Origin of the sequence: Chthonomonas calidirosea T49 (genome assembly GCF_000427095.1) — a bacterium.
GTDB lineage: Bacteria > Armatimonadota > Chthonomonadetes > Chthonomonadales > Chthonomonadaceae > Chthonomonas > Chthonomonas calidirosea.
In genome coordinates this window covers 781,614-803,206 of the sequence record NC_021487.1, presented here as the reverse complement: position 1 = coordinate 803,206, position 21,593 = coordinate 781,614, and the positions used below count along the sequence as shown (strand labels likewise).

Genomic DNA, 21,593 nt, shown 5'->3' with positions numbered 1-21,593 from the left:
GGAAAACTCCTGTTCCAAAAAGTTGTAACACGAATGCCGTCTGTCGTTTTGCGGCACAGTTTTTCTCTTAATACCAATACCCCAAAAAGAGGATGCGCGGTGACGAGTTAGTGTGACTTGGTCGTTTTTTTCTCGGGGAAGGGGTCCTGACGCCATTTTTGCCAATCGTCAAGGGTAGCTTCTACCATCGCATTAGCTGCGGAGCGAAGTTGGCTCGCCTTAAGCCGTTTCACGTGTGGAAGAACATCTGCTATGCAGTTAGGGGAGCCGAGGTGAACGTTGGCGGTTTCAAAGCCCATGGCGTGGAGAAGCCTCTGCTCGTCACGCTCCTGAGGCAGCTGAGATAGTTCGATACGTGAGCAATCGGGGGCAAGGCGACGAACGATCCAGTGTCCTTCGAGGCGAACAAAGGGGTCGCGGCAGCGCACGGCGCGATCGAGGAGAGCCTGATAGTAGATTTCGGGAGCGCGCTCAAGCCCTGCAGCCCAGATCGCCGCCGAGGGAAGGAGAGCTTTTGCCTCGCGAACCACCAAACCTCCTTCCCATTCGGCGATGGCAGCGTAGCGTGGGCGTCCGAGGCTGCCAAGTCCAGCAATCCGTCGTTTTAGCTTATAGGAGAGCCCTTTCGCCGGTAAAAGGTGTTCTAGGGCTACTTGAGCGCTTTCGGGAATAGGCCCTTCTGGTTCGGGGAGAGCGTCCATCTTATGAAAAAACTTTTCGGGGTTGCGCAGCTCGCCGGTAGTTAAATGGCGTAACCAACCGTGTTCTTCCGCAAGCACATAGGGACGTCCGCCCTTTGCAAGACTCTCAAGATAGCCTTCCAGAATCGCTGTGCAGGCTACGTCGGCGGAGAGGTGAAGATGATTTTCCTCAATGGCCAAGATGGCGCTAGTTGCGAGTCGAATAATGTCGAGCGTATAGGGGAAATGGGCAGCCTCATCAAAATCGTTGATGCCCCAAACAAGCCGTCCTTCGGCATCGCGCCAGGTGCCGAAGTTCTCTACATGGAGGTCGCCGACGCCAAGCACCGTAGGGGCATTGGCAAACTCTGCACAGACCTTCGGCCAACGCTGCATCCAGCGATAGAAGGTAGCGCGTAGAAAGGGGAATGCGCTGGAGGCCATGGCCTTATATTTGAGTTGCAGATCGGATTCAACCGGTACCGTGTAGAGAGCCATCCATTCGTTATAGAGCCGCGTCGCCCGTTGTATCCTCATCTGTTTCGATTCCACTTCTTCACGCAGGAAGTTTAATGACCGAGCGAATTACGTTGCCTGTCTCCATCTCATGGAAGGCGTCTTCCACATCCTCTAGCCCGATAATTCGAGTGACCATGTCGTCAAGGTTAAGCTGTTTTTGTAGGTAAAGCTGGGCTAGGAGAGGGAAATCGTGTGAGGGGAGTGTGTCGCCGGCGTGACAAACCCGCAGGGCGGCTTTGTTCCAATAGACACCGGTGGCCATATCGCCCAAATTAAGGGTAACGCTGTCGGTGGCTGCGGGAAGACCGATGGTTGTCGCGGTGCCTCCATAGGCCAGCATACGCACGGCCTGCTCGATACAAGAAGGGATGCCCGTGGCCTCAAAAGCAAACTCTACTCCTCCGTCGTAGCCATCTTCGGTGAGGGAGCGTACGGCTGCAACGGGGTCTGTCTCGCGTGCGTTGACGGTGTGCGTGGCGCCGAATTTTCGAGCCCACTCCAACTTCGTCGGGTTAATGTCTACGGCGATGATCTGGCGTGCGTGGGCTAACTTCGCACCCTGGATAACACTCAACCCAACGCCTCCACAACCGATAACAGCCACGCGCGATCCGGCAAAGACGGGTGTCGTGTTGAAGGTAGCACCGACGCCGGTGACGACTCCGCATGCGATAAGACATGCTTTATCGAGGGGCATATCCGATGGCATTTTGATGGCAGCCTTTGCATGAACAACCGTATAGGTGCTGAAGGTGCCACAGCGAAGCACCTGCGAACAAAGAGCTCCATCGCGCTTGCGATGGATGCGCTGTTTGGGGCGTAGGGCTACATAGCAGTGGCGCGGGTCTCCACGGCGGCAGGCCGGGCATTGTTCACAAGGGGCACGGTAGGCTAGTACCACCGGATCGCCTGGCGCAAGATGGGTTACACCTTCGCCTACCTCCTCTACATAACCGGCACCCTCGTGGCCGAGCACAATGGGGAAAGGCATGCCCATGCCTTCAAGTTTTTTTACCGTGAGGTCTGTGTGGCAAACCCCACTAGCCACGATTCTCACAAGAACCTCATTAGGACCTGGTGGGTCTACCAGAATATCTTCAACAACGGCGGGCGTGTTAGGGGCATTTAGCAGCACCGCTTTTCCTTGACGGCTCGACATATTCCGCTTCCTCCTCGAGTATTTTCCAACATAACTTCAACGGAGACAAGCCGATGTCCTGCATTTTCTGCTCCGATGAGAAAAAGCGAAACTTTTTGACGTTAAAAGAGTCTTTCGATACGGATATCTCCTAACAAGAGACCTCGTTTGCAGAGAGACCATATAGGTGAGGGAACTTTTTAGGAAATACTAACTGTTTTAAACTGTGTGAGTTTTCGCTGATACAGCTAAGACCCAAAGTACGTAAAGTAGTACCCTTGGAGAGAGAAAGTTATGGCGACACGAAGAGAGGTGGAACGACGTCGAAACGCGCTTATTCAAGATTTGCGCGAGGCGGTGCGTTCTGGTAGTTTACAACCTGGTGAGACGCTGCCTCCCATGAAGGAGTTGGCAAAAAAATATAACATTTCGGTCAACGTTACCCATCGTGCCATGCAAACTTTGGTGGAAGAAGGATTGCTTTGCACAGTCTCGCGCGTCGGCACGTTCGTGAGGAGACGTCCTGTCCCTCTTGAAGGATTCTATCTATGGATCGTTCAGGAAGACATGCCTTTGGCCGCGCAGCATGGTTTCGAAATGCGCATGGCTCAACTCGGTGCGACCACTTTGGCCTTGCGTCCAGGGCAGATAAGGGAGCTTTTTCATCAGGGGCAGCTTCCCTCCATTTTAGGCGTTTTTGGAGATATCTCCTCGCCGGAGAACAGGGAGATCTTTTCCTATTTCGACCAGGAGGCTTTGCCGAATGTAACCTTTGCCTCCTCTTCGTCTGGCAGTTTAGGCGACGTGGTGGCCTTTGACGAGTTTGAGGGGGGTCGAATGGCGGCCAACCATCTCATTCGCCTGGGACATCGCCAAATCGCCTTTTTGGGGGCACATACCTCTGCGAAACTGCATCCGGGCTTTGAATGGTCTGTGTTGCGTGAAGAGGGATGGCGCGAAGCTTTAGAATCAAGTGGGCTTAGCCCTCAGGGGTTAGCATTTCATCCTTCCAAGGTGCCAACGTGGACAGGAGAAGCGATGTTTCACATCGGGGTCGAGCTTGGAGAGGCGTTGTTGCGCCGAATGGGAGAGATAACTGCGATCGTCGCTGCAAACGATCGAATAGCGCTGGGGGTTATTTCGGTTTTGCGGAACAGCGGTTTGCCGACGGTACGATGGCCAGCTATGGTGGGGTTTGATAATACCGCCATCGGAGGCGCGCATTTTCTCACCACACTCTATCTGCCGTGGGAACAGCTCGGTCGGGAGGCCGCCGATCTGCTATGGGAACGTCAGCATGGACAGGTAAAGCGTGCCCCCCTTGTGCGCAGAGTGCCCATGTATCTGTTACCCCGGCTTACCTCCCAATACGGTTGGGCGGCTCGTGGAGTATTTGAGGTTATCGAGCCTCAAAATATCCTTCAACCAGCGCGTGCTGGATAGTCAAACTCGCATTTTAAATGGCTACGTCTGTTGGCAACGCTTAATGGACTTCAATGTCCAGCTCATCGCCTGCGGTTAATTGTAGGGGAGCATCGAGTTGCAGACAGAGGACGGAAGGATTGATGGGCTTTAATCGAAAGCCCAGTGGGCGTTGAGCTAGGCTGAGATGGACTTCAGTTAGGCGATTGGGCCGTCTCTCGGGGAATGGTGGGGGCGCTGGAATATATAGAGCGTTGATTTCAAGCTGTGGTGCTGGCAGCTTGGGAAGTAGGCCTGCGCTGTGTGGATAGGCGAGAGGGCCGGGTGCAAAGAGACGGACCACATAGAAACGCATTATCTCTCCTCGTGCGGTGGGAGTATAGTGGAGCGTTGCCCATAGGTTGGCTGAGAAGATAGGGCTTTCAAGGCGGGGCCACGCGCTGGGGAAGGATGGCAGAAGCCACAGCTCTCGCTGTATCTGATCGATTCGAAACCCATCTAGAGCTTTGAGAAGACTCCAGATAACTACTGCGGTGGGGTTGTCGGGTTCCGTAGCTATGGAAGACAGGTAGCGAAATCCTCTGTCGGGATCGTTCTGAGCAACAAGTAGAAATGCTTGGCTTGCAGAGAGCACGTGGGTGTAGGAGAGTAGATGAGGAATGGTGAGGGGGATAGGGATGTCGGGTAAAAAGACGCGAATAAGCGCTATTTGGTCGAGCCATTTAGCCGGAAAGTCCGAAGCAGTTGTAGGGGCCGTGAAGCTTTGGAATTGCTGGGTAATAACTTCGTTTGCTTTGGTAAAAGCCTGAGAGAGTTGCATCTTAAGAGACTGAGCATGGATCAGATCGGTAAGTGACTCGGCCGCAAACAGGGCAGCCCATGTCCACAGGATATTGGCTTGGGGTTGTGAACTAGCTACCGCTTGGATGGCTGCTTGTAGAGTCTGGGCGTTCGTTGTAAGCGGTATGAGATTATTTGTCTGATGCACATAGGCGTTACTGAGAATCAGGAGGGCAGCGGCGTCTATATTGTTCTTGGTCTGTTGAAACGAGTCGCTGAGTTTCCGAATCTCTGTGACGATGAGATCGGGATAGAGGTCGAGCAGGGGCGATAGGAGAAAAAGCCTTTGAACGAGTCTGTCTGCGGGAGGGAGGGAAGCCTCTTTAGGAAGCGCCAGTGCGCCTTGTTGATCGAGTGTTGCGTTAGTAAGCAGCGGTTGAAGGCTATCGGTTAACTTTTGGAGCAGTTGGGCAGGGAGATTAGAGAAGTTAAGGTTGTCCTGCCATTCAGCTGTAAGGGCATAGAGGGCCAGCCAGTTTGCGAGAAGTCTTTGGGCGATAGCGGTCGCGTTAGGAAAGAGGGCAGCATAGTAGGGCGATGGAGAAAGATTGGTGTGCCAGGCCACAGCAAACGGAATTTGTACTTGGTCGTGAGGTGCGAGGGTGAGATGGACACAGATGGCAATAGAGGGCGAACTAGCATTATCGAGTTGCTGTTGGCCGGTTAGATCGCCGGTTTCTTGAAAGTCGTGCCACCATGCAGCATTGGGCGCACCTGTATTCCAGCAACAGGCGGTTACCGTGGCGTCTCCTCTTTGGGGGTATGTAAGAACGGCTGTTTCTCCCTGTTTGCTCACGATATGTGCCCCGAAAAAGCCGTTCGCTGCAGGTAGTATCTCCGCTTTAAGAGGCTGCTGGAAGAGCGATGGACAGGAGATGAGGGCACTGACCTCAGCGGCAATGGGCAGCGGATTATGAAAGGTAACCACAAAGCCAGCTACGGGCAGAGTGGAGTTGGCAATATCGTGCGGAATAAAAGAGGAGAAGGCAAGAAGCTCCGTTGCTACGGGCAAAAGGTCTTGGGGAACTTGAAAATGCGCGATAGGGAAACGGCGTGTAGTGGCCAACTTGGGTAGACTAGGCAAATCGTGAAGGCTTTGTGTCGAGAGGAGCACGGCGTGGGTCTCTTCCCCAATACGAACACGCGCTGCAAGAAAGCCGATTTCATAGGGAGGAAAGGAGTGATAATCGCCGGCGGTTGGCTCCGCTGCAGCAAGGCTTGCGTCGGAGCTAAGAAACACAGCGCCCGAACCGATCCCCCCGAGCGCCATAAGAGAAGGCGACTGTGGTGCATTTTGCTGTGCCGCGTTACAGGATAGTACGGTAAGGCGAAGGAGAAGAATGGCCAGAAAGAACGAGGTTACTAGTTGGCAACGCGCCTTCATGCGTATTATCTCTCTTTTTCCTGTCGGATCGAGATTAGTATACGCCTGAAATTGTGCGTTTGCAACCGAAAGTGGAAATTTAAACATGCTTGGTTTTACGGGTACATACAAGACATTGTCCTGCTTGCCAAGGGAGGCTTTAGGGGCAATAGTCGGAATAGGTAAACCAGTTCACTGCTTAAACACTCTCTCTAATACTGTGACGCTCTCTTTGAGAGCCGGCAGTAGCTCCGGATAGCGATAGGTATAGCCGAGACGTTTTGCAACGGCGGGCACAACGCGCTGGCTGGCGAGGAGCGATTCGGCAAACTCTCCAAGTAGAAGCCTAAGGAGAAAGGCAGGAATAGGGAAAGAGGCTTGTTTGCCGTAGAGACTTGCGAGGGCACGAGCAAACTCTAAATTACTAATCGTCTCGGGGGCTACCGCGTTACATGGACCGTCGAGCGAGGCTTCCTGAAGAGCCCATAGGAAGAGGCCTACGGCATCTTCGATATGGATCCAGGGCATCCACTGTTTTCCCGAGCCAAACGGGCCTCCTAAACCGAGTTTCCATGGGTTGATAGGGAGAGAGGGGAAAGGCCTTAGCATCTTCGCTAAGGCGCCGCCCGGTCCGAGCACCGTGGCTAGTCGCATCGTCGCCACGCGTGCTCCACACTGGCGAGCGCGGTTGGCCTCGGCCTCCCACTGGAGGCAGAGCTCTGCCAAAAAATCGGAGCCGGCTGGCCGCTCCTCTGTGATCATCTTATCGTTGCAGTCCCCATAGTAACCTACCGCCGAGGCGGAGAGGAGGATAGAGGGAGGTTGCTTACAGCGATGCATGCTATCTACAAGGGTATGGGTGGTCTCCACACGAGAGCGCACAAGCTCCTCTTTATAGGCTGCGTTCCAGCGCTTACCGGCGATGGAGGCGCCTGCTAAATTGATCACGGCCTGAGCCTCTTCTAAGGCTTTGAGAAGGGAGCTTTGATGGTTCCAACAGATGCTTTCGACGTTTGCTCCGAACACAGAGTGGACACGCTCAGGGTAGCGTGTTACAATCGATAGGGTGTGTCCCTGCTTCTGTAGTTGTGTACAGAGGGCTTTACCTAAAAAACCGGTAGCGCCTGTGACAAGTACGCGCATGAACGATATGTTCCTCTCTAATGGGTGGCGAAAAGGGTAGGAACGTAGTGAATGCAAAAGATCAGGGAAATAACGGTGCTGAGAACGCCTAATACAAGGGCGATGTTGGCTTGGGTGGCGCCTGTGAAGTAGGGACTAGCGGCGATCCATCGTTTGGCCTCGATGGCTTTGCGAATAGCAATAGGGCCTAGGACAATACCGACTACAAAGAGAACAAGGCTAGCGATGGCAATTTGCAACGCTTCGGTGGCCTCTTGGCAGGGTACGGGCACAAAATAGATGTAATCCTCTGTGTCGGGTTCGTCGGAGGCCCTTGCTTTTGCTGAGCGTGACTTGGACTGAACTCGATTTTGATCGGCTGCACTTGCAGTCTCTTCTGGGGCATTTGTGGATAGAGATGGCTTGTGGGGAGGAGAGGAGGCGCTCTCTTCGGCGGACTCGTGGGTAGCGTGTTCAAGAGGTGTCTCGAGCATCGGAGGCTCTAGCGATGCAGATACTGGCTCAATTGGCAGAGATGTAGGGTGCGAAGACGTTGTCTCTGTTTCGCGCACTGTGGTGCCTGTGAAACCTGTCACATGTGTCCCCGACTCGGTTGCTATCGAGCTGTTGTCAGCTGCGCTAAGGGAATCTTCCGGTATAGAGGTCATTGCGAGGTTTTGTTTCTCGTTGTCGTCTTCCTCGATAACAGGAGGTGGCACGGAAGGCGTTGGGAGTGATTCGGGCGTAGGTACCTCAAATATCTCTGGTGGGGCCAGCAGTTCAAGAACGTTGACATCAGTGGGTTCTTTTATTTCCGGCGGGATCAATACCTCGCCGGATACCGATGAGGCCAGTGGCTCTGTCAGCTCTAGATTGTCGGTAGGCTCTTCCAGAGTCGCTGCAGGAGGTGAAGCCACTTCTGAGAGAATCGGTGGGGGAGCAACAGGTGAGGGTGGCGGTGCGGCTTCGTTGGCGGTCTCTAGGGCCTCTTGCAGGAGGACAGGGTCGAGCGGATCGGACAGCAACGGCACCTCGTCCGGCTGCGACCATTCGATGGGTGGTGGTGCTAACAGGCTAGGCTGTAGAGTTGGGACATCCGTTTGTGGGGGATCGTTGTTGCCTTCTTCTGAGGAGGTCTGTGTCTGTATCTCATGCTGCTGTGGAGCTGATTCGGTAACTATAGGTAGGGCATCTGGAGGGCTGGGTTGGTTTGCAGATGACACATCGAGGGAGTTATCCTGGGCAGCTACCGGTTGGCTAATAGGCGGGCTAACACTTTCTTGGGGCGAAGGTTTGGTGTCCATGAAGGGCGGCAGCATAGCGGAGGAGGAGAATGGGCTGGCATTTAGGGCTTCGGATTCTGTGGAACTCTGTACCTCTTGGGAAGACGTCTCCACCTGGGATGGCGCGGCGTCAGCATTGTGCGAGGTGAGCCAATTGCGCGGCAGGCCGGCTAACAGTCTGTCCTCTTCTTCTGGGGTTAGAGAGATTTTACCGGCGCGTGCCCATTTGCGTAGAGTGCCTGAAGCGACTTCATAGCGAGGATCGAGCTCAAGTGCCTTACGCACTTCATTGGCGGCATCGTCCCATTTGCCGATACGTTCGAGGGCAATGCCGAGGTTATAGTGAGCTTGTGGTGAATGTGGTTTTAGAAACACGGCTCTCTGCAGAGCCGAGACCGCCTGGTCGTAGCGCCGACAGCTATAGTAAACGGCACCTAGTAGGTAGTGTGCTTTGAAGTCTTCGGGGTACTGCCAGCAGGCGCTTTCCAATAGCACACGCGCCCTTTCAAAATCCCCTTGTTTCAGTGCACGCAGGCCTGCCTCTCTTTGAGTGGGCATCGGCCATCTCCTTCATATTCCTTAGTTTTATTTTTTGGCGATCTCAGCGCAGCTTTACAACTCGTTCATCGGTGCGCAGGTCGCGCTGTTTCAACAGATCGTGAATCGTCGCACAGAGATAGCGATTGCTATCAATTGAGAAGTCGATCCGCAGGCGGGCCTGCGGTCCTTGTCCTGGCGGTATGAGGCGCAGAGTGTCGCCCTCGTTGAGGGTGATAACGCACTCGGCTTCCTCAGCCTCTGTAGGTATCCAGTATTCGTTGCCGTTGCTACGGCGCTTCCATGGCAGGTTCATGCGTCCTGCGTAACCGACCTCGCAGACGGGTAGGCGGAACAGTTGTTGGCCTTCGGTCACGGCGTAATAGCGTGTTTCAAAAGGCACCGGAGTGGGATAGCTTGTACCTCGTCGAATAAGACGCTCATATTCGGCTTTCTGTTCCGCATCGTTGTAGACGCGAATAGCGTAGTCGTGGTGGATGATTTGATCTACGCTATATCCAGCGCCGAAAATGGCGGCTCCTTTTACCACGGCCTCAAACGGCTCCCAGTAGTGGACGCGCTGGGGCCCGAAAAGCTTTTCGAAGAGATCGCGGACGCCGGGGAGAAGAGTCGAGCCACCAACAAGGAGAACGGCATCTAGGTCGGCCTCATCAAGTTCATGACGACAGTCATCTAGCACCGCATCGGTTAACACTTCGAGGGTGCGATAGAGGCCGCGTTCTTCAAGCAGATCGATAAACTCTTGGCGTGTAATTTCGATGCGTCCGGCACCTTGTAGGAGGAAAAAGCTGCTATCGGCGATGGAGGCCTTGTTGCTGAGGTCTTTCTTAACGGCTTCGGCTTGCGCAAGAAGCACGGGGCGCAGAGCCATTTGATGGGCACGTAGCTTTTGGCAGGCGAAGTCAGCAAGCCATTGGTCTACGGTTTCTCCGCCGAGTTCGGCGCCGCGACCGGCAAGGAGGGTCGCACGATGTTGAGAGGCATCACGACCGGAGGGGTGGGTGGGATGCGTTCGAACGACGGCGAGGTCGAGCGTGCCTCCACCGAAATCCACAACAAGCAGATGCTTTTCATCGCTGAGGTCAATGCCATAACCGAGGGCGGCGGCCACCGGCTCATCAAGGGTACGGAAACGGCTGACACCCAGCTTACGGGCGATCTGGTAGAGTTCAGCCCGATAGGGTTCGTAGCTCTCCACAGGTACCGTCATGGTGAGATCGGTGACCTGTCCCTCTTTACGCCACCATCGTAAGAGGCTAATGAAACGCTGTAGTCGCGTGCGATGTGGGTCCGATTTTTGGCGTTCGTATTCTGCGGTGGCGGCCAACAGCTCACGTAAAAAGATGGTGGCGCATTGGCGAGCCGAAATAGTCTCGGTGCCCACCTGTGCGACGGCTTGTTGGCTTGCACGGGCTAAGGTTCTCTTGAACGAACGTGCGAGTGGGCCTATCCCTTGGAGGTCGAGACCGTGCAGAATTTCACGAGAGGCGAGAGCCGGCTTTCCAATGATGGCCCGCTGGGTATCTTGGAAGAAGATGACCGAGGGGATAAGAGGCGTTTGCCGGCCGGCTCATAATCCACGAGGTCCTCTAGGGCGATAGTAACCGCGTGGGTTCCAACCCACTTCGCGATAAGTGTATTGGTTGTTCCTAAATCAATAGCCCAATGTGTTTCCATACCACCTTCATGCGCGCTCGCACCAACACGCGCGTCTTTTTATATTATTGCCGCTTATTTTTATTTACGCACAAAACGGCTCAAGACTTCAAGAGGTTTCTCTTTTTTAGACTCTGCTTAAGGCGATGAACGAGCGATTCGGTAGGGGGAACGCCAATTGCCTCTAGCGCGATGAGGACGGCCCCTACCGCCGCCGGTAGATGGGCCGACGTTACACAGGCATAAGGAGCGGTTCGCTTAATGGCGGTTCGGAAGGGACGAAGGATGGAACGACCCGCACGAAAAACACCGCCGACGGTGCCAACCAAGACCTCCTGTTTCTCCATTCCCAATCGGCGGATAGCAGTAGCGGCAAGTAGAGCAAGCTCTCGACCGGCCTCATGTAAGATCTTTTGTGCGACTGCATCCCCTTGCGCCGCAGCCGCCCCCACGACTTCGGAAAGAGCGGCGATATCGGGACGCGAGAGCTTTCCAGAGTAAAGCAGCGTGTGAAGCTGCTTTAAATTCTCCAGCTCAAGGCGACTTAGAATAAGCGGTTGTAGGAGTGTGGGGGGGAGGATGCCATCGGCAGCACGGCAGCAGGCATTAAGCGCCTTTAAGGCGATCCAGTAGCCGCTGCCTTCATCGCCCATGAGATAGCCCCAACCGCCAACGAGCGCTTGATCGCCGCGCGAGTTGACGCCGTAGGCAACCGAGCCGGTACCTCCGATGACGACAACCCCAGGGCTACCAAACGTAACGGAATAAAACGCGATGCGTGTGTCGTGGCCGAAGAGAATCTGTTCTGCAGGCACCAGAGGAGTACAGATGGCCTCCATGGCCGCAGAGCTACCCGTCATGCCTAAACAGGCGGCAGCGCATCGGCTATAGGGCAGTCCGGCGTTGTGAAAGGCGCCATGAATGGCATCGATAAGGGAGCGTTGCACGCGCTCGATGCCTCCCGGCTCATGAATGTGGTTGGCAGGGCCGCCGATACCGAAACCTAGCAGATTGCCTACTTCGTCGGCAATAACCGCTAGAGTTCGCGTTTGTCCTCCATCAACACCCAGCACAAGGCGCATTTTACTCCTCATATTTGCGGCGTCATCTGCCTACCAATTCCATTTAGAGCACAAGAATTCCTGCCTTCGAGGGCGCTCCTGAAAAAGAAGATAGCGGTTAAGACACAAAACCCGCTTATAAGGCTAGAATGAATGTGCAAGGAACTCTGCGAAGGAAGTTTTCAGAAGCATTCATGTATCTAGATACCATAAGTTATCTATTGCCTATAGAACGAAAACGAGTTGTGGTGTGGTTAGCGTTTTGGCTGTTGTTGGCGCTTCATCAATGTTGTAGGGCCACGCCGCGTGTGGTTTTGCTTGTTGTCCCCGATCTAACCTGTGCTGATTTGACAACTCTGCCGCTTCGCTCGTCTATAGAGGAGTTTTCGTCGCAGGGAGCATTGGGCTGGATGGTTTGTCGTGCGGCATCCAACGTGCCACGAAGCCTGTTGACTGCCGAGGGTACCGATCGTCTTACTTCGTTGTTGCTGAGCCTTGGAGCGGGCACCCGCGCGGTGGCACCACCAGATAGCTTTTTGGCTGTATATCCCCCTGTGCCACTAGGAACAATGGGCAGCACATTGAATGTGGCCTTGCTAAGGCGATGCTATGCACTCAACAGGCGACTAGAGTATCCGGTAGATATCGGTCTTTTGGGCACCCTTGTGCATCGTAGCGGCGGGGCCACTGCAGCCATTGCGGATGCCGATAACGGGTTCCGTGCGAACGCAGCTTTGCTTGTGGCCATGGATGCAGAAGGGCATGTGGACTTTGCAGGGCCTCGGCTCTTTTGTGCAAAAGGGAACCTGCTGGCACCTGAAGGTGCGGAGGCAGACGTTGAAAAGATGTTAAGTGCTTTCAATCAACTTCCAATAAAGACACGCTTGACCGTCATTAGCTTCTTTGATCTACAGCGAGCGACGGAGGAAGCCACAGCTTGTCTGCCAGCTATGGCCGCCCTCTATCGTCAGGAGGCATTAGGGCGATTAACTAAGTTAATGCAGGGTATAGTTGAGTGGCTTCGAGGAGAGCCTGACGTCACTTTATGGTGCTGCGCCCCAGGTCCAGGCACCTACGTAACGACCGATGAGCGTTTAGCACCGGTACTGCTGATGGGTAAGGGGATACCAAAAAAAGGAACGATCTTTGCCCCTTCTACGCGGTGGGATGGTCTTGGCCTAAATAGCGACCTCTTGCCAACAATTGCACAGCAACTTAACCTGCCCAACGTACCCCGGAGTGTTGTAGGGCGTGCCTGGAAGTTTAAGGAGAAAGGAAGCGTCTCACTGCAGAGCTTTTGCGCCTATTTTAGGCAGCTTGTAACTCATGCCGAGTTGCAAAATCTTTATGGGGGATTGCCCATTCTCCAACTGTTCTGTATTTTAGGTGGGGTGGTTTGTTGGAGGCGGCGACTGCTCTCGCCGTCGGTTTTTGGGCTGATAATAGGGCTCTTGCCGGCTCTTCTATTGGTGCTTCCAGCGTTGTTTACTTTCAACGCGCTCATCGCTGGCATCGCTTTGGGAATCAGCCTGATGGTTATTGCTGCCGCGGCAGAGTGGATGTCGCGTACTCAGCGCGATGCTGTGGCCGTGCTTAGAACAGCGGCCGCCGTTTTTGTGGGATGCGTCGTTGTCGATCTATTAACCGGCTCTCATCTTATGCGCCAGGCTTGGATGAGCTACTCGATCATGGAGGGGGCACGATTCTTTGGCATTGGTAATGAATATATGGGGGCTCTATTTGGGGCCGCCTTGTTATTGCTGCCATGGTTGATAAATGAAAAAGGAAATTGGCGATTGGCCGTAATCATCTACTTCGGGATCGTGTTTGTTACGGTGTGGCCGCAATGGGGGGCAAAGGTTGGGGCGATACCCACTGGAGTCGGAGCTTTTGGTCTTGCCTTGTTCGCTGCGATTCGACAGAGGATTAGCTGGAAAGAGTTTGCATGGCTTTGTGCGTTTGCGCTGCTCCTATTTGGGGGGGTGGCGTTCGTAGACCTCCATTTTCATGGAGCTAATGAATCCCATCTTGCACGTGCTTTGAAAGGGGAGGGAGGAGGAAGTTTGATCGTGGTTGTTTTGCGAAAGCTAAGAATGGAGGAGTTTCTGCTGTTCCATAGTCCTTGGACAGCTGTTTTGTTAGGCAGTCTGATAGCCATAGGTTACTTCCATCGTGTGCAGAACGCGAACCTAGGAGTCGTTGAGCGGGCGATGTGGTTGGGATTCTATGGAGGGGTCGTGTGCGCGCTGCTGTTCAACGATGCTGGGGTTCCAGCTGCAGCGCTGTTGGCACAGCAAGGGCTGGGATTGGCGTTATGTGAAGGAGCCAAGCAAACCGATAGGTTATCTGAAGGGATTTCGTGAGGGGGGTCAACTTGCACAAGGTGAGTTTGATGCGGTATACTTCCCAAAACAAACCTAGATACCACACGACCTATGCAGTGAGGGGGGAACATCTTTGCCCAACATTAAATCGGTTAAGAAGGATGTCATCAAGTCGCGTAAGAATCATTTGAGAAATGTGGCGGCCAAGTCGGCGATGAAGACATTTATTAAGAAGGCGCGCCTTGCCATAGATAGCGGCGCTGCAGAAGAGGAGATTGCTAAAGCTCTGCAGCTCGCCTATAAAGTGATTGATAAAACCGCTGAGCGCGGTATTATCCATCGCAATCAGGCGGCACGGCGCAAGTCTCGACTCATGAAGTACTATCATAAGCACGTCCAGCAGATCGCTCAAAGTGCATCTTGAAACGATTCGGCGATTCTTCAATAGGGAGGGGTTCAGAACCCCTCCCTATATGGTTTTACACTCTTCCTGCCATAACCTACACCATGGTAGGAGGAGGGGTGAAGCTTTCGATTAAGGGGGTAGAACCCTCCTCTTCGAGTTGCTATTTAGTACCCCCTACAGGATTGTTCATTGTTGAAGAAGTCGCGAGGGAGAGTACGAGAATTTGAAGATTTCGCGCAGGGTCGGCACCGAAAAGACCGATATCGAGAACTGCGGCGCCTTTATTGGCTGTGTCGCATTCCAAGAGCTGATCCATAGCGTCGGCTAAATCGTGCCACGACCACTGTTTTGCAAGCGTGTATAGCTCTCGTGCTTTCCAGTGTACGCCGGTAATAGAAGCCTCTTTAGGCAACTCTGTTGCGATATCCTCGGGTAGGTGTGACACCTGGCTAGGATGTATGCGTCGCTCGATCAACAGTTTTGCTTGCCATAGCAGACGGAACTGGCGAGCAAGCAGAGCAAGAAATTTAGCAGCTACGGCCTGGGGTTTCGGATCGTAGCGATGAAGTTCTGCGAGGAGATGAAGTGCCAGTTCCGTCTGTCGTTTGACGACGGCATCTACCGCTGCGAAGATGACCTCTTCTGGAGTATCGGTGGCAAGCGTTTGGACGTCGGCTTTGGTGATTGTTGAACGTGTGCCGGTATAGGCGAACAGCTTGGCCAGCTCCTGTTCAAGTGCATACAGCTCCTGGCCGGTAGTTGTTATTAGCAGCTCAAGAGCTTCTGGTTCAAAGTTTTTGTTTTCCTCTCGAGCTTTTTGCAGAAGCCACTTTTGCACGATCTCTAGTGAAGGTGCGCGGCAAGGGACCAAGGCACCTATTTCTCCGATGACTTTGTCAAGCCGTGAGGTAAGAACGGTCTTACGCTTGTCTTCATCGCTCTGTGCGGCGGCAATAAGGGCTATACAGCAGGAGGCCGGAAGTCGAGGGATGGCCTCGGCAAGTCTATCGGCATCACCGCTGCGCGCTTTTTCACGCCAGACCTCCGCTCCGTGTACTACCAAGAGCCGGTGACTAGAGCCAAATGGAGCCTGGTATGCAGCGGAGAGAATGGCATCGATCGAGTTAGTAGAGGCGTCCAAAACTTCATAGTCAAACTCGACAAATGACGGCGCAATGAGATAGTGTTTTAGAGCAGCGACGGCCTCCTCTTTGAGCTTGTCTGCCGATCCCCAGAAAAGATAGACAGGAAACAGCTGCTTTTGCCAAAGCTGTTGCGGTTCATTGGGGTTGTACGGAATTTCTCTACCCATTTTCTTACGTGGCCGCCGTTACCGTCATCCTGGAGGCAGAGGCGGTGTAGTGACGCAGCAGTGTACGTAATTGAGAGATATGCTGTTTCATGGCGTTCACCTCTTCCGTTGAAAGTTCGCGAGAACTGTAGCGGGCCTCAGTATAGAGTTGGGTGATGGTTTGCATGAGGGATTGCCAGTCCCCGTCACCGAGGATTCGTGTGAGTGTATGGAGGTACTCGTCGGGTGTCATAGAAGAGGCGCGAGGGAGGCCTTTGCGTGCTAGGAAACTGCAAAGTTGCAGATAGTATGCGATGACCTCACGGTTTGTAACAAAACGTTCCGGCGCGAGCTCGGCTGTCCAGCGGTTCCGGCGAAGGCGCCGGCCTAACTCGTTCCACAGTACAAAAGTTAACAGAGCCATTACAGTGCACAAGATCAGAGCGGGCAGGGCACCATGCGCAAAGCACCACGAAAGAAAATCCTTGATGCGACCCATCGTTCCTGGAGAAGTAGTAACCTCTTGGGCACCCTCCGTGGCATCGAAAGGAACCCAACCGATTTGAGGGAAGAAGACCTCTGCCCAAATATGCTTATCTTTCTCACGTACAAGATAGGTATTATCCCCGCGCACTTCGCCGGTGATGAAACCAGAAGCGAGGCGTGCCGGAATTCCTGCGTAGCGACATAACATGACCATCGCGGCGCCAAAACTGTCGCAGTAACCCTGGCGCGACTTAAAAAGGAAGTAGTCAACGACGTCTTGGTCGGTAGGTGCTGGTGGGGCATGTAAGTTATATTTACAGTGACTTGCTATATAGGCGCGAATAGCGGAAGCTTTGTCATAGTTATTGTGAAGTCCTCGTGTGATCTGCAGAGCGAGTTGACGTAGGGCCGGATCATCATGACCATTCACTGCGGTCTGAAGGCAGGTATCTCGGATAAAAGGTGGAACATCGCTGAGAGAGGAGGAGGCCTTACGTAAGATAGAGGGATCCTCAGTAGGGACACGTGAGACGACGGTGTAGATGGATTGAATGTGCAACGGATCGGGTGCACTCAATTTTTCTGAAAGTTGATCGTAGGCCAGCGTGTTGTAGGGTACGTCGAGCGAGCGAATGTTGCCGGCACCATAGATTTGGAGAATCGTCCCACCGACAACATGCACTCGCTGCTTGATCTCCATGCTATGTTGCATTTGAGTTTCGTCTAACTCCAGTGGGCTTAGCGGCAGGATGAAGTGATGGGGCGATGTATCCACTGACCCCATAGGCCCCGTAATGTCCTCATACTGCTGAATGCGCTGGGTGTCGGACTGTTCTGCAGGAAATAGCTGTTCGGTGGGCGATGAGGTTGAGGCAGCTTCAAAACCGATGCCATTATAGAGGGTTAAGACTTCACCACGCCAGTAGAGTGGACGCGGGGAGGTTACCTCAAACAGAGGCTGATCGCTGCTCGTGACGGGCCCACTGGCGACGCGGATATGGTTTCTTTCGCTAACCTGAACTTGGGTGCTCGTTGAGCTTGAAAGCGGCAGATAGCGTTGATAGTAGGGCGACTGTTGGAAGATAGCTCCGAAGAGAGCTTGCCCCATTGCACGCAAGGGGGTAGCAACAAGATTGGAGAGCACGAGGGTGCAAAATAGGCACGCAAGCGCAAGAGCGATCTGACCTGAGTAGAGCGAGCGCCGCTGTTTTGGAGCCGCGAAGATGCGCGTATGGGTGGTACGCAGGTAGTTTTCGTGGATCAGGAGGAAAATGGAAGCCGCCACGAAGACAAGAAAATCTTGGTGGATAGCTGGGTCTGGATTTCGTGCGCTTACTAGAGCGAGCATGGTCATGCAGGGGACGCAGGCGAAGAGAACAGTTGAATCGTTAAGGAGGGTGTAGCTATGCAGAATGGAGGCCCAGACAAAAAGTTGCAGTAGTCCAAGGATGCGATCATCGGTTTGATCTTGATTATTAAAGAAGGGCAAAGTGGAGGGATTCACAAAGGTAACAACAGCGAGGCCTATCATTAGGAGGAGCAGGCCGACGGAAAGCGTTTTGACACCACGCCAGCGAAGGAAGTAGCTAGAAGCGTAGCCGAAGGCAGCAAGGAGATAGATCAGCTGCGCTCCGGGGTCATTGTAGGTATAGTTAACCGCAAACAGGCCGCTAAGCGTGACGACCAGCCCCGCTAGATAGAGCAGGATGCTAGGTCGGTCTTGGGCAGTTTGCTGTGAAGTAGCCTCACCAGCGCGATGCGTGGCTTCTGGGTTCATAGGAGTGCTCCTTTATGACAAGCCCTGCTTCCGCTTGATAGCCGAGCAAGAGCGTTTGCACTTCGGTAGCTGCGAGAGAAGAGAGGAAGTGAGAGAAATTGCCAGCTGTTGGGGGATGCTCGGGAAAAGAAGAGACGTCAAAGCCGATGACAAAGGGACGAACGGCGAGTGTTGTAACAATGTCTGAAAGCACTTGTGGGAGGACAGGGTCTTCCGTTGTGGTAATAAGAACAAGAACAAGGCCGGGCGTAAGCGAGGGATAGATGGCAGAGATAACATCGCTTAGAGGGATTTCACCAGTGGCCTCTACACGCGCTAGCTCGCCGAGTAGAAGGTGACGATGGGTCTGGCCTCTATCCCCTCCGGTGTCGAGAAAGCCGGCTGGCACGCGTCCATCGGTGATACAGAGCCGACTCCACGCTCCGGCTTCGAGGGCTTCCGTAAGTAGGGCTGCGGCCACCTTGATCATATACTCCAATGGGGTTTGAGGTTCCATGCCCCTATCGCAGCCACGATGCGCATCAAGGAGCAACACCAAGCGTGAGGACTGCATCTCCTCGAACTCCACCACATTGAGCTGACCGGTTCGTGCGGTTTGGCGCCAATGAATTCGGCGGAGGGGGTCTCCTGGAACGTAGGGTCTGACCCCAGCGAGATCTACGCTTGTGCCTTGACGGAAAGAGGCCACGATCTGTTGCAGCCCAAACTGTTCACCGCCCCCTATAACGGCTTGAGAAAGTTTATAAGGAGAAGGATAGACGATGAGTTCGCCCTCTGTTGGTACCGACTGCGTAAATGCGAATACACCGAGCGGGTCCATCGCAGAGATGTGAAAGCTAGTGGTGTTGTAAACGCCACGGCGTAGACAGCGCACGCGGCGAGCGACACGGATAGTGCTTTTTGCGGGCACATTAAAGAGCGGCTCCTCTTCGATGGGGGTAAGCCATGGCGGAAACTCTTCATACGTGCTGAGGAAAAAGCGCATGAAACGGGTGTCGTTTGAGATCGTGTAGACGATATCAATCTCTTCCCCTTCCATAGCGGCGGAAGGTACTTCTCGTTGAAATGTGAGCCCGCGCAACATGGTCCAGCCTGCAAAGTACGAGATAGCAGGCAGCGTGATGAGGATAGCTGCCATATAGTAGAGATGCTGGGCCGGAGGAATCACCGTTGCCACGGTAATAAGGCAGAGCGCTCCAAAACCGAGCACGATCCATTTACTATGCTGCATGCGCTATCCACCTTCCTCAACGAAGCGCTCTTTAATCAACCGGCACACGAATGCGTTGCAGGGCCTCTTCGACACAGCTTTGGGGCGTTATGCCACGGAGGCGGTATTCCGGCCTTACGGTAATACGATGGGCGAGCACGGCCACTGCAAGCGTTTTGATATCGTCCGGTTTCACATAGGTACGGCCTCTTATCGCTGCAAGCGCCTGCCCAGCGTGCATGAGGCACAGGGCGCCACGAGTACTCGCCCCCAAAATAACTTGCGGCTGATTCCGTGTATAGTTTACAATATCTAGCACATATTCTTGAAGGCTTGCATCTACGTGAACCTGACGTACCTGTTTTTGAATGGCGACAATCTCTGCAGCATCCGTAACGGGTTCGATCTGCTCTAAGGGACGGGTATGTTGTTGTTGGGATAGGATGCGCCGTTCCGCCGCGCGATCGGGGTAGCCCATGGCCAATCGCGCCATAAAGCGATCGAGTTGAGCTTCGGGGAGAGGATAGGTTCCGGCCATTTCAACATTGTTCTGGGTGGCGATGACAAAGAAAGGAGAAGGAAGAGGAATCGAGTTGCCATCAATGGTAACTTGGTGTTCTTCCATCGATTCAAGCAGTGCGGCCTGGGTCTTGGGAGTGGTTCGATTGATCTCATCGGCGAGCACAATATTTGCGAAGAGCGGGCCTGGGCGCACTTCGAACTCTCCCTGTTTTTGGTTATAGACGGAAGAGCCGGTGATATCGGCAGGGAGGAGGTCGGGCGTAAACTGAATGCGTTTAAAGGAGATGCCCAAAGCCCGTGCCAACGCTTTAGCGAGTGTGGTTTTGCCCACACCGGGGATATCTTCAATGAGCAGGTGGCCTTCCGCTAACAGCACGGCAAGTGCCAACTCGACGACTTCACTTTTGCCGATAATGGCTGTTTCTACGGCATTGGCGATCTGGCGGGCTTTTTGTGCAATGTCCTCAGGTGTCAAGTTGCAACCCTTTCTGAAGTTCTTGTAGTCAGTCTTACGACGAGGATAGGTTGAGCCTACACATTACAGAGATCTGGCAGAGATATATACTCCGATACGAATTGCAAAGGCAAGTTTTCTTCTTCAGTGGGGCTTCATGAGGTATAATTTTTTAAAGCGCCGCTCCTATCGGCGCTAATCGCTTTTTTAGATGATAGATCTCCATGTCAGATAGTGATGCTAGGCTTTTAGCTCAAGATACATCTGTGGCAACCCAAGGAAGCTGGCCGCTGACGCTGAGAGGCCTATTGCGTCAGGGACCTTTACCGGCTCCTGAAGATAGCGTAGAGCGGGCTTTGCATCTTATGCGGAATTATGGTGTGGAGGCTTTACCGGTAACGCTTGACGGCCATCTCATGGGCATGGTTTCGCGCGAGTCTTTGTTGCGTTATGTCAGAGAGAGGGGATTAGACGATGAGGCAAGGTGGGCCTCCGTGAGCGACTTTCTTCAGCCCGCTGAGGAGACTGTTGCACCAGAGACCCCTTTAGAGACATTACGCGAGCGTTGGCGTAACCGTTTAGACCGAAGTCTACCGGCCTTGCCGGTAGTAGATAAAGAGGGGTACTGCCTTGGCTACCTTCATCCTCTCGATCTGTTCTTCCCAGAGCCGATGTTGCGTCCGCAACTCCCACCCATTGGGGGAATGGCCACGCCGTTTGGGGTCTACCTTACCGATGGCCGAATCCAGGCAGGAGCATCTAATATCGCTCTTATAGCAACAGGGGCTTTTATGGGCCTACTGATTTTTGGAAGCCTATGGCTGTCTGGTTGGGGTCTCGAGCGGTTGGCCGTTTGGATCCCATTTGTTCCTCACTGGGTTTTCGATATGAATGCAGCGCTTCAGGATGCCCATCCATGGTGGTCGGCCTGTGCGGTATGTGTGCGCAGCGTCGTTATTTTGCCTTATCTCCTCTTGATGCGATTTTCGGTGCTAGCGGGCTATCATGCGGCAGAGCACCAAACGGTTCATGCGATTGAGCGCCGCGAACCTCTTGTGGTGCCAGTCGTCCGGAGGATGCCTCGGGTACACCCTCGCTGTGGCACCAATCTCGTGGCGGCGATGGGAATTTTTGCCTTCGTGGCAGAGCTGGCCAGTTGCTTCCCCTGGTTGCAGGAGGGTGCTATCGTGATCGCTGGCCTGGTGACGCTCTTCACATGGCGTCGTGTCGGAGCGTTTCTACAGTTATGGTTTACCACGCGCCCTGCGAGTGAGCATCAGTTGGAGAAGGGCATTCGGGCCGGGAACGAGCTTATTGAGCGCTACTTACAGAGCTATCCAACGCGGCCGCATATCCTCCGAAAAATATGGTGTATGGGGCTGCTACAAGCTCTCATTGGAATGGGAATCATCGCCTTCATTGTCTCTTACATACCCTTTCTAAGCGCATTTTTGCGCTAGAGGGCGTTCGTCTTATCTTTT

The 21,593-nt window shown here is 53.7% G+C and carries 15 protein-coding genes; 4 read left to right on the top strand and 11 right to left on the bottom strand.

The genetic code is table 11. The features are described from left to right. Positions 1–107: 107 nt before the first annotated feature. Together CCALI_RS03460 and CCALI_RS03455 are read right to left on the bottom strand one after the other, a co-directional pair. The gene (locus CCALI_RS03460; RefSeq protein WP_016482086.1) at positions 108–1,217 is read right to left on the bottom strand and encodes a DUF2252 family protein; all 1,110 of its coding nucleotides are present in this window, start codon (positions 1,215–1,217) and stop codon (positions 108–110) included. A gap of 19 nt (positions 1,218–1,236) precedes the next feature. Further along, positions 1,237–2,358, bottom strand: a complete 1,122-nt coding sequence (locus CCALI_RS03455) for a Zn-dependent alcohol dehydrogenase (RefSeq protein ID WP_016482085.1) — start codon at positions 2,356–2,358, stop codon at positions 1,237–1,239. Positions 2,359–2,631: 273 nt separating this feature from the next. Here CCALI_RS03455 and CCALI_RS03450 point away from each other — a divergent pair, with 273 nt between their 5' ends. Continuing rightward, a complete protein-coding gene (locus CCALI_RS03450; RefSeq protein WP_016482084.1) occupies positions 2,632–3,780 on the top strand; it encodes a GntR family transcriptional regulator in 1,149 nt (382 codons plus the stop codon). A gap of 40 nt (positions 3,781–3,820) precedes the next feature. On the opposite strand, the gene CCALI_RS03445 is transcribed toward CCALI_RS03450, so the two are convergent. The 5 genes from CCALI_RS03445 to CCALI_RS03425 form a co-directional block, all read right to left on the bottom strand. Then, entirely contained in the window at positions 3,821–5,983 is a 2,163-nt protein-coding gene (locus tag CCALI_RS03445; RefSeq protein WP_044948824.1) for a GH116 family glycosyl-hydrolase, read from the bottom strand. Between the two features lie 171 nt (positions 5,984–6,154). After that, positions 6,155–7,105, bottom strand: a complete 951-nt coding sequence (locus CCALI_RS03440; RefSeq protein ID WP_016482082.1) for a TIGR01777 family oxidoreductase — start codon at positions 7,103–7,105, stop codon at positions 6,155–6,157. 17 nt (positions 7,106–7,122) lie between these two features. Continuing rightward, positions 7,123–8,925: a tetratricopeptide repeat protein gene (locus CCALI_RS03435; RefSeq protein ID WP_016482081.1), complete on the bottom strand. Its 1,803-nt coding sequence runs from the start codon at positions 8,923–8,925 to the stop codon at positions 7,123–7,125. A 43-nt stretch (positions 8,926–8,968) separates the two neighbouring features. After that, positions 8,969–10,309 carry an Hsp70 family protein gene (locus CCALI_RS03430; RefSeq protein ID WP_016482080.1) on the bottom strand — a complete coding sequence of 447 codons (1,341 nt, stop codon included), beginning with the start codon at positions 10,307–10,309 and terminating at the stop codon, positions 8,969–8,971. A gap of 373 nt (positions 10,310–10,682) precedes the next feature. Further along, on the bottom strand, positions 10,683–11,663 hold the full coding sequence (locus CCALI_RS03425) for an N-acetylglucosamine kinase (protein WP_016482079.1): 981 nt from the start codon (positions 11,661–11,663) through the stop codon (positions 10,683–10,685). 173 nt (positions 11,664–11,836) lie between these two features. Here CCALI_RS03425 and CCALI_RS03420 point away from each other — a divergent pair, with 173 nt between their 5' ends. After that, positions 11,837–14,005, top strand: a complete 2,169-nt coding sequence (locus CCALI_RS03420; protein WP_044948822.1) for a hypothetical protein — start codon at positions 11,837–11,839, stop codon at positions 14,003–14,005. A gap of 94 nt (positions 14,006–14,099) precedes the next feature. After that, entirely contained in the window at positions 14,100–14,390 is a 291-nt protein-coding gene (rpsT, locus tag CCALI_RS03415; protein WP_016482077.1) for a 30S ribosomal protein S20, read from the top strand. 142 nt (positions 14,391–14,532) lie between these two features. Here rpsT and holA read toward each other — a convergent pair whose 3' ends face one another. The 4 genes from holA to CCALI_RS03395 are packed head-to-tail and all read right to left on the bottom strand — an operon-like array spanning position 14,533 to position 20,133. Further along, complete coding sequence (holA, locus tag CCALI_RS03410) at positions 14,533–15,684, bottom strand: DNA polymerase III subunit delta (RefSeq protein WP_016482076.1); 1,152 nt, start codon at positions 15,682–15,684, stop codon at positions 14,533–14,535. 4 nt (positions 15,685–15,688) lie between these two features. Continuing rightward, positions 15,689–17,926 (bottom strand): DUF4129 domain-containing transglutaminase family protein, encoded by a 2,238-nt coding sequence (locus tag CCALI_RS03405; protein WP_016482075.1) that lies wholly within the window; start codon positions 17,924–17,926, stop codon positions 15,689–15,691. Further along, complete coding sequence (locus CCALI_RS03400; protein ID WP_016482074.1) at positions 17,895–19,157, bottom strand: DUF58 domain-containing protein; 1,263 nt, start codon at positions 19,155–19,157, stop codon at positions 17,895–17,897. Before CCALI_RS03400 ends, CCALI_RS03405 begins: the two co-directional genes overlap by 32 nt. 31 nt (positions 19,158–19,188) lie before the next feature. Next, on the bottom strand, positions 19,189–20,133 hold the full coding sequence (locus CCALI_RS03395) for an AAA family ATPase (RefSeq protein ID WP_016482073.1): 945 nt from the start codon (positions 20,131–20,133) through the stop codon (positions 19,189–19,191). A gap of 203 nt (positions 20,134–20,336) precedes the next feature. Between CCALI_RS03395 and CCALI_RS03390 the strand changes: the two genes are divergently transcribed. Further along, positions 20,337–21,572, top strand: a complete 1,236-nt coding sequence (locus CCALI_RS03390) for a DUF1385 domain-containing protein (RefSeq protein ID WP_016482072.1) — start codon at positions 20,337–20,339, stop codon at positions 21,570–21,572. Positions 21,573–21,593 lie beyond the last annotated feature (21 nt).

Excerpts from the sequence above, each read along its gene's own strand:
- CCALI_RS03460 (WP_016482086.1), bottom strand. The coding sequence starts at position 1,217 with ATGAGGATACAACGGGCGACGCGGCTCTATAACGAATGGATGGCTCTC.
- CCALI_RS03455 (WP_016482085.1), bottom strand. The coding sequence starts at position 2,358 with ATGTCGAGCCGTCAAGGAAAAGCGGTGCTGCTAAATGCCCCTAACACG.
- CCALI_RS03450 (WP_016482084.1), top strand. The coding sequence starts at position 2,632 with ATGGCGACACGAAGAGAGGTGGAACGACGTCGAAACGCGCTTATTCAA.
- CCALI_RS03445 (WP_044948824.1), bottom strand. The coding sequence starts at position 5,983 with ATGAAGGCGCGTTGCCAACTAGTAACCTCGTTCTTTCTGGCCATTCTT.
- CCALI_RS03440 (WP_016482082.1), bottom strand. The coding sequence starts at position 7,105 with ATGCGCGTACTTGTCACAGGCGCTACCGGTTTTTTAGGTAAAGCCCTC.
- CCALI_RS03435 (WP_016482081.1), bottom strand. The coding sequence starts at position 8,925 with ATGCCCACTCAAAGAGAGGCAGGCCTGCGTGCACTGAAACAAGGGGAT.
- CCALI_RS03425 (WP_016482079.1), bottom strand. The coding sequence starts at position 11,663 with ATGCGCCTTGTGCTGGGTGTTGATGGAGGACAAACGCGAACTCTAGCG.
- CCALI_RS03420 (WP_044948822.1), top strand. The coding sequence starts at position 11,837 with ATGTATCTAGATACCATAAGTTATCTATTGCCTATAGAACGAAAACGA.
- holA (WP_016482076.1), bottom strand. The coding sequence starts at position 15,684 with ATGGGTAGAGAAATTCCGTACAACCCCAATGAACCGCAACAGCTTTGG.
- CCALI_RS03405 (WP_016482075.1), bottom strand. The coding sequence starts at position 17,926 with ATGAACCCAGAAGCCACGCATCGCGCTGGTGAGGCTACTTCACAGCAA.
- CCALI_RS03400 (WP_016482074.1), bottom strand. The coding sequence starts at position 19,157 with ATGCAGCATAGTAAATGGATCGTGCTCGGTTTTGGAGCGCTCTGCCTT.
- CCALI_RS03390 (WP_016482072.1), top strand. The coding sequence starts at position 20,337 with ATGTCAGATAGTGATGCTAGGCTTTTAGCTCAAGATACATCTGTGGCA.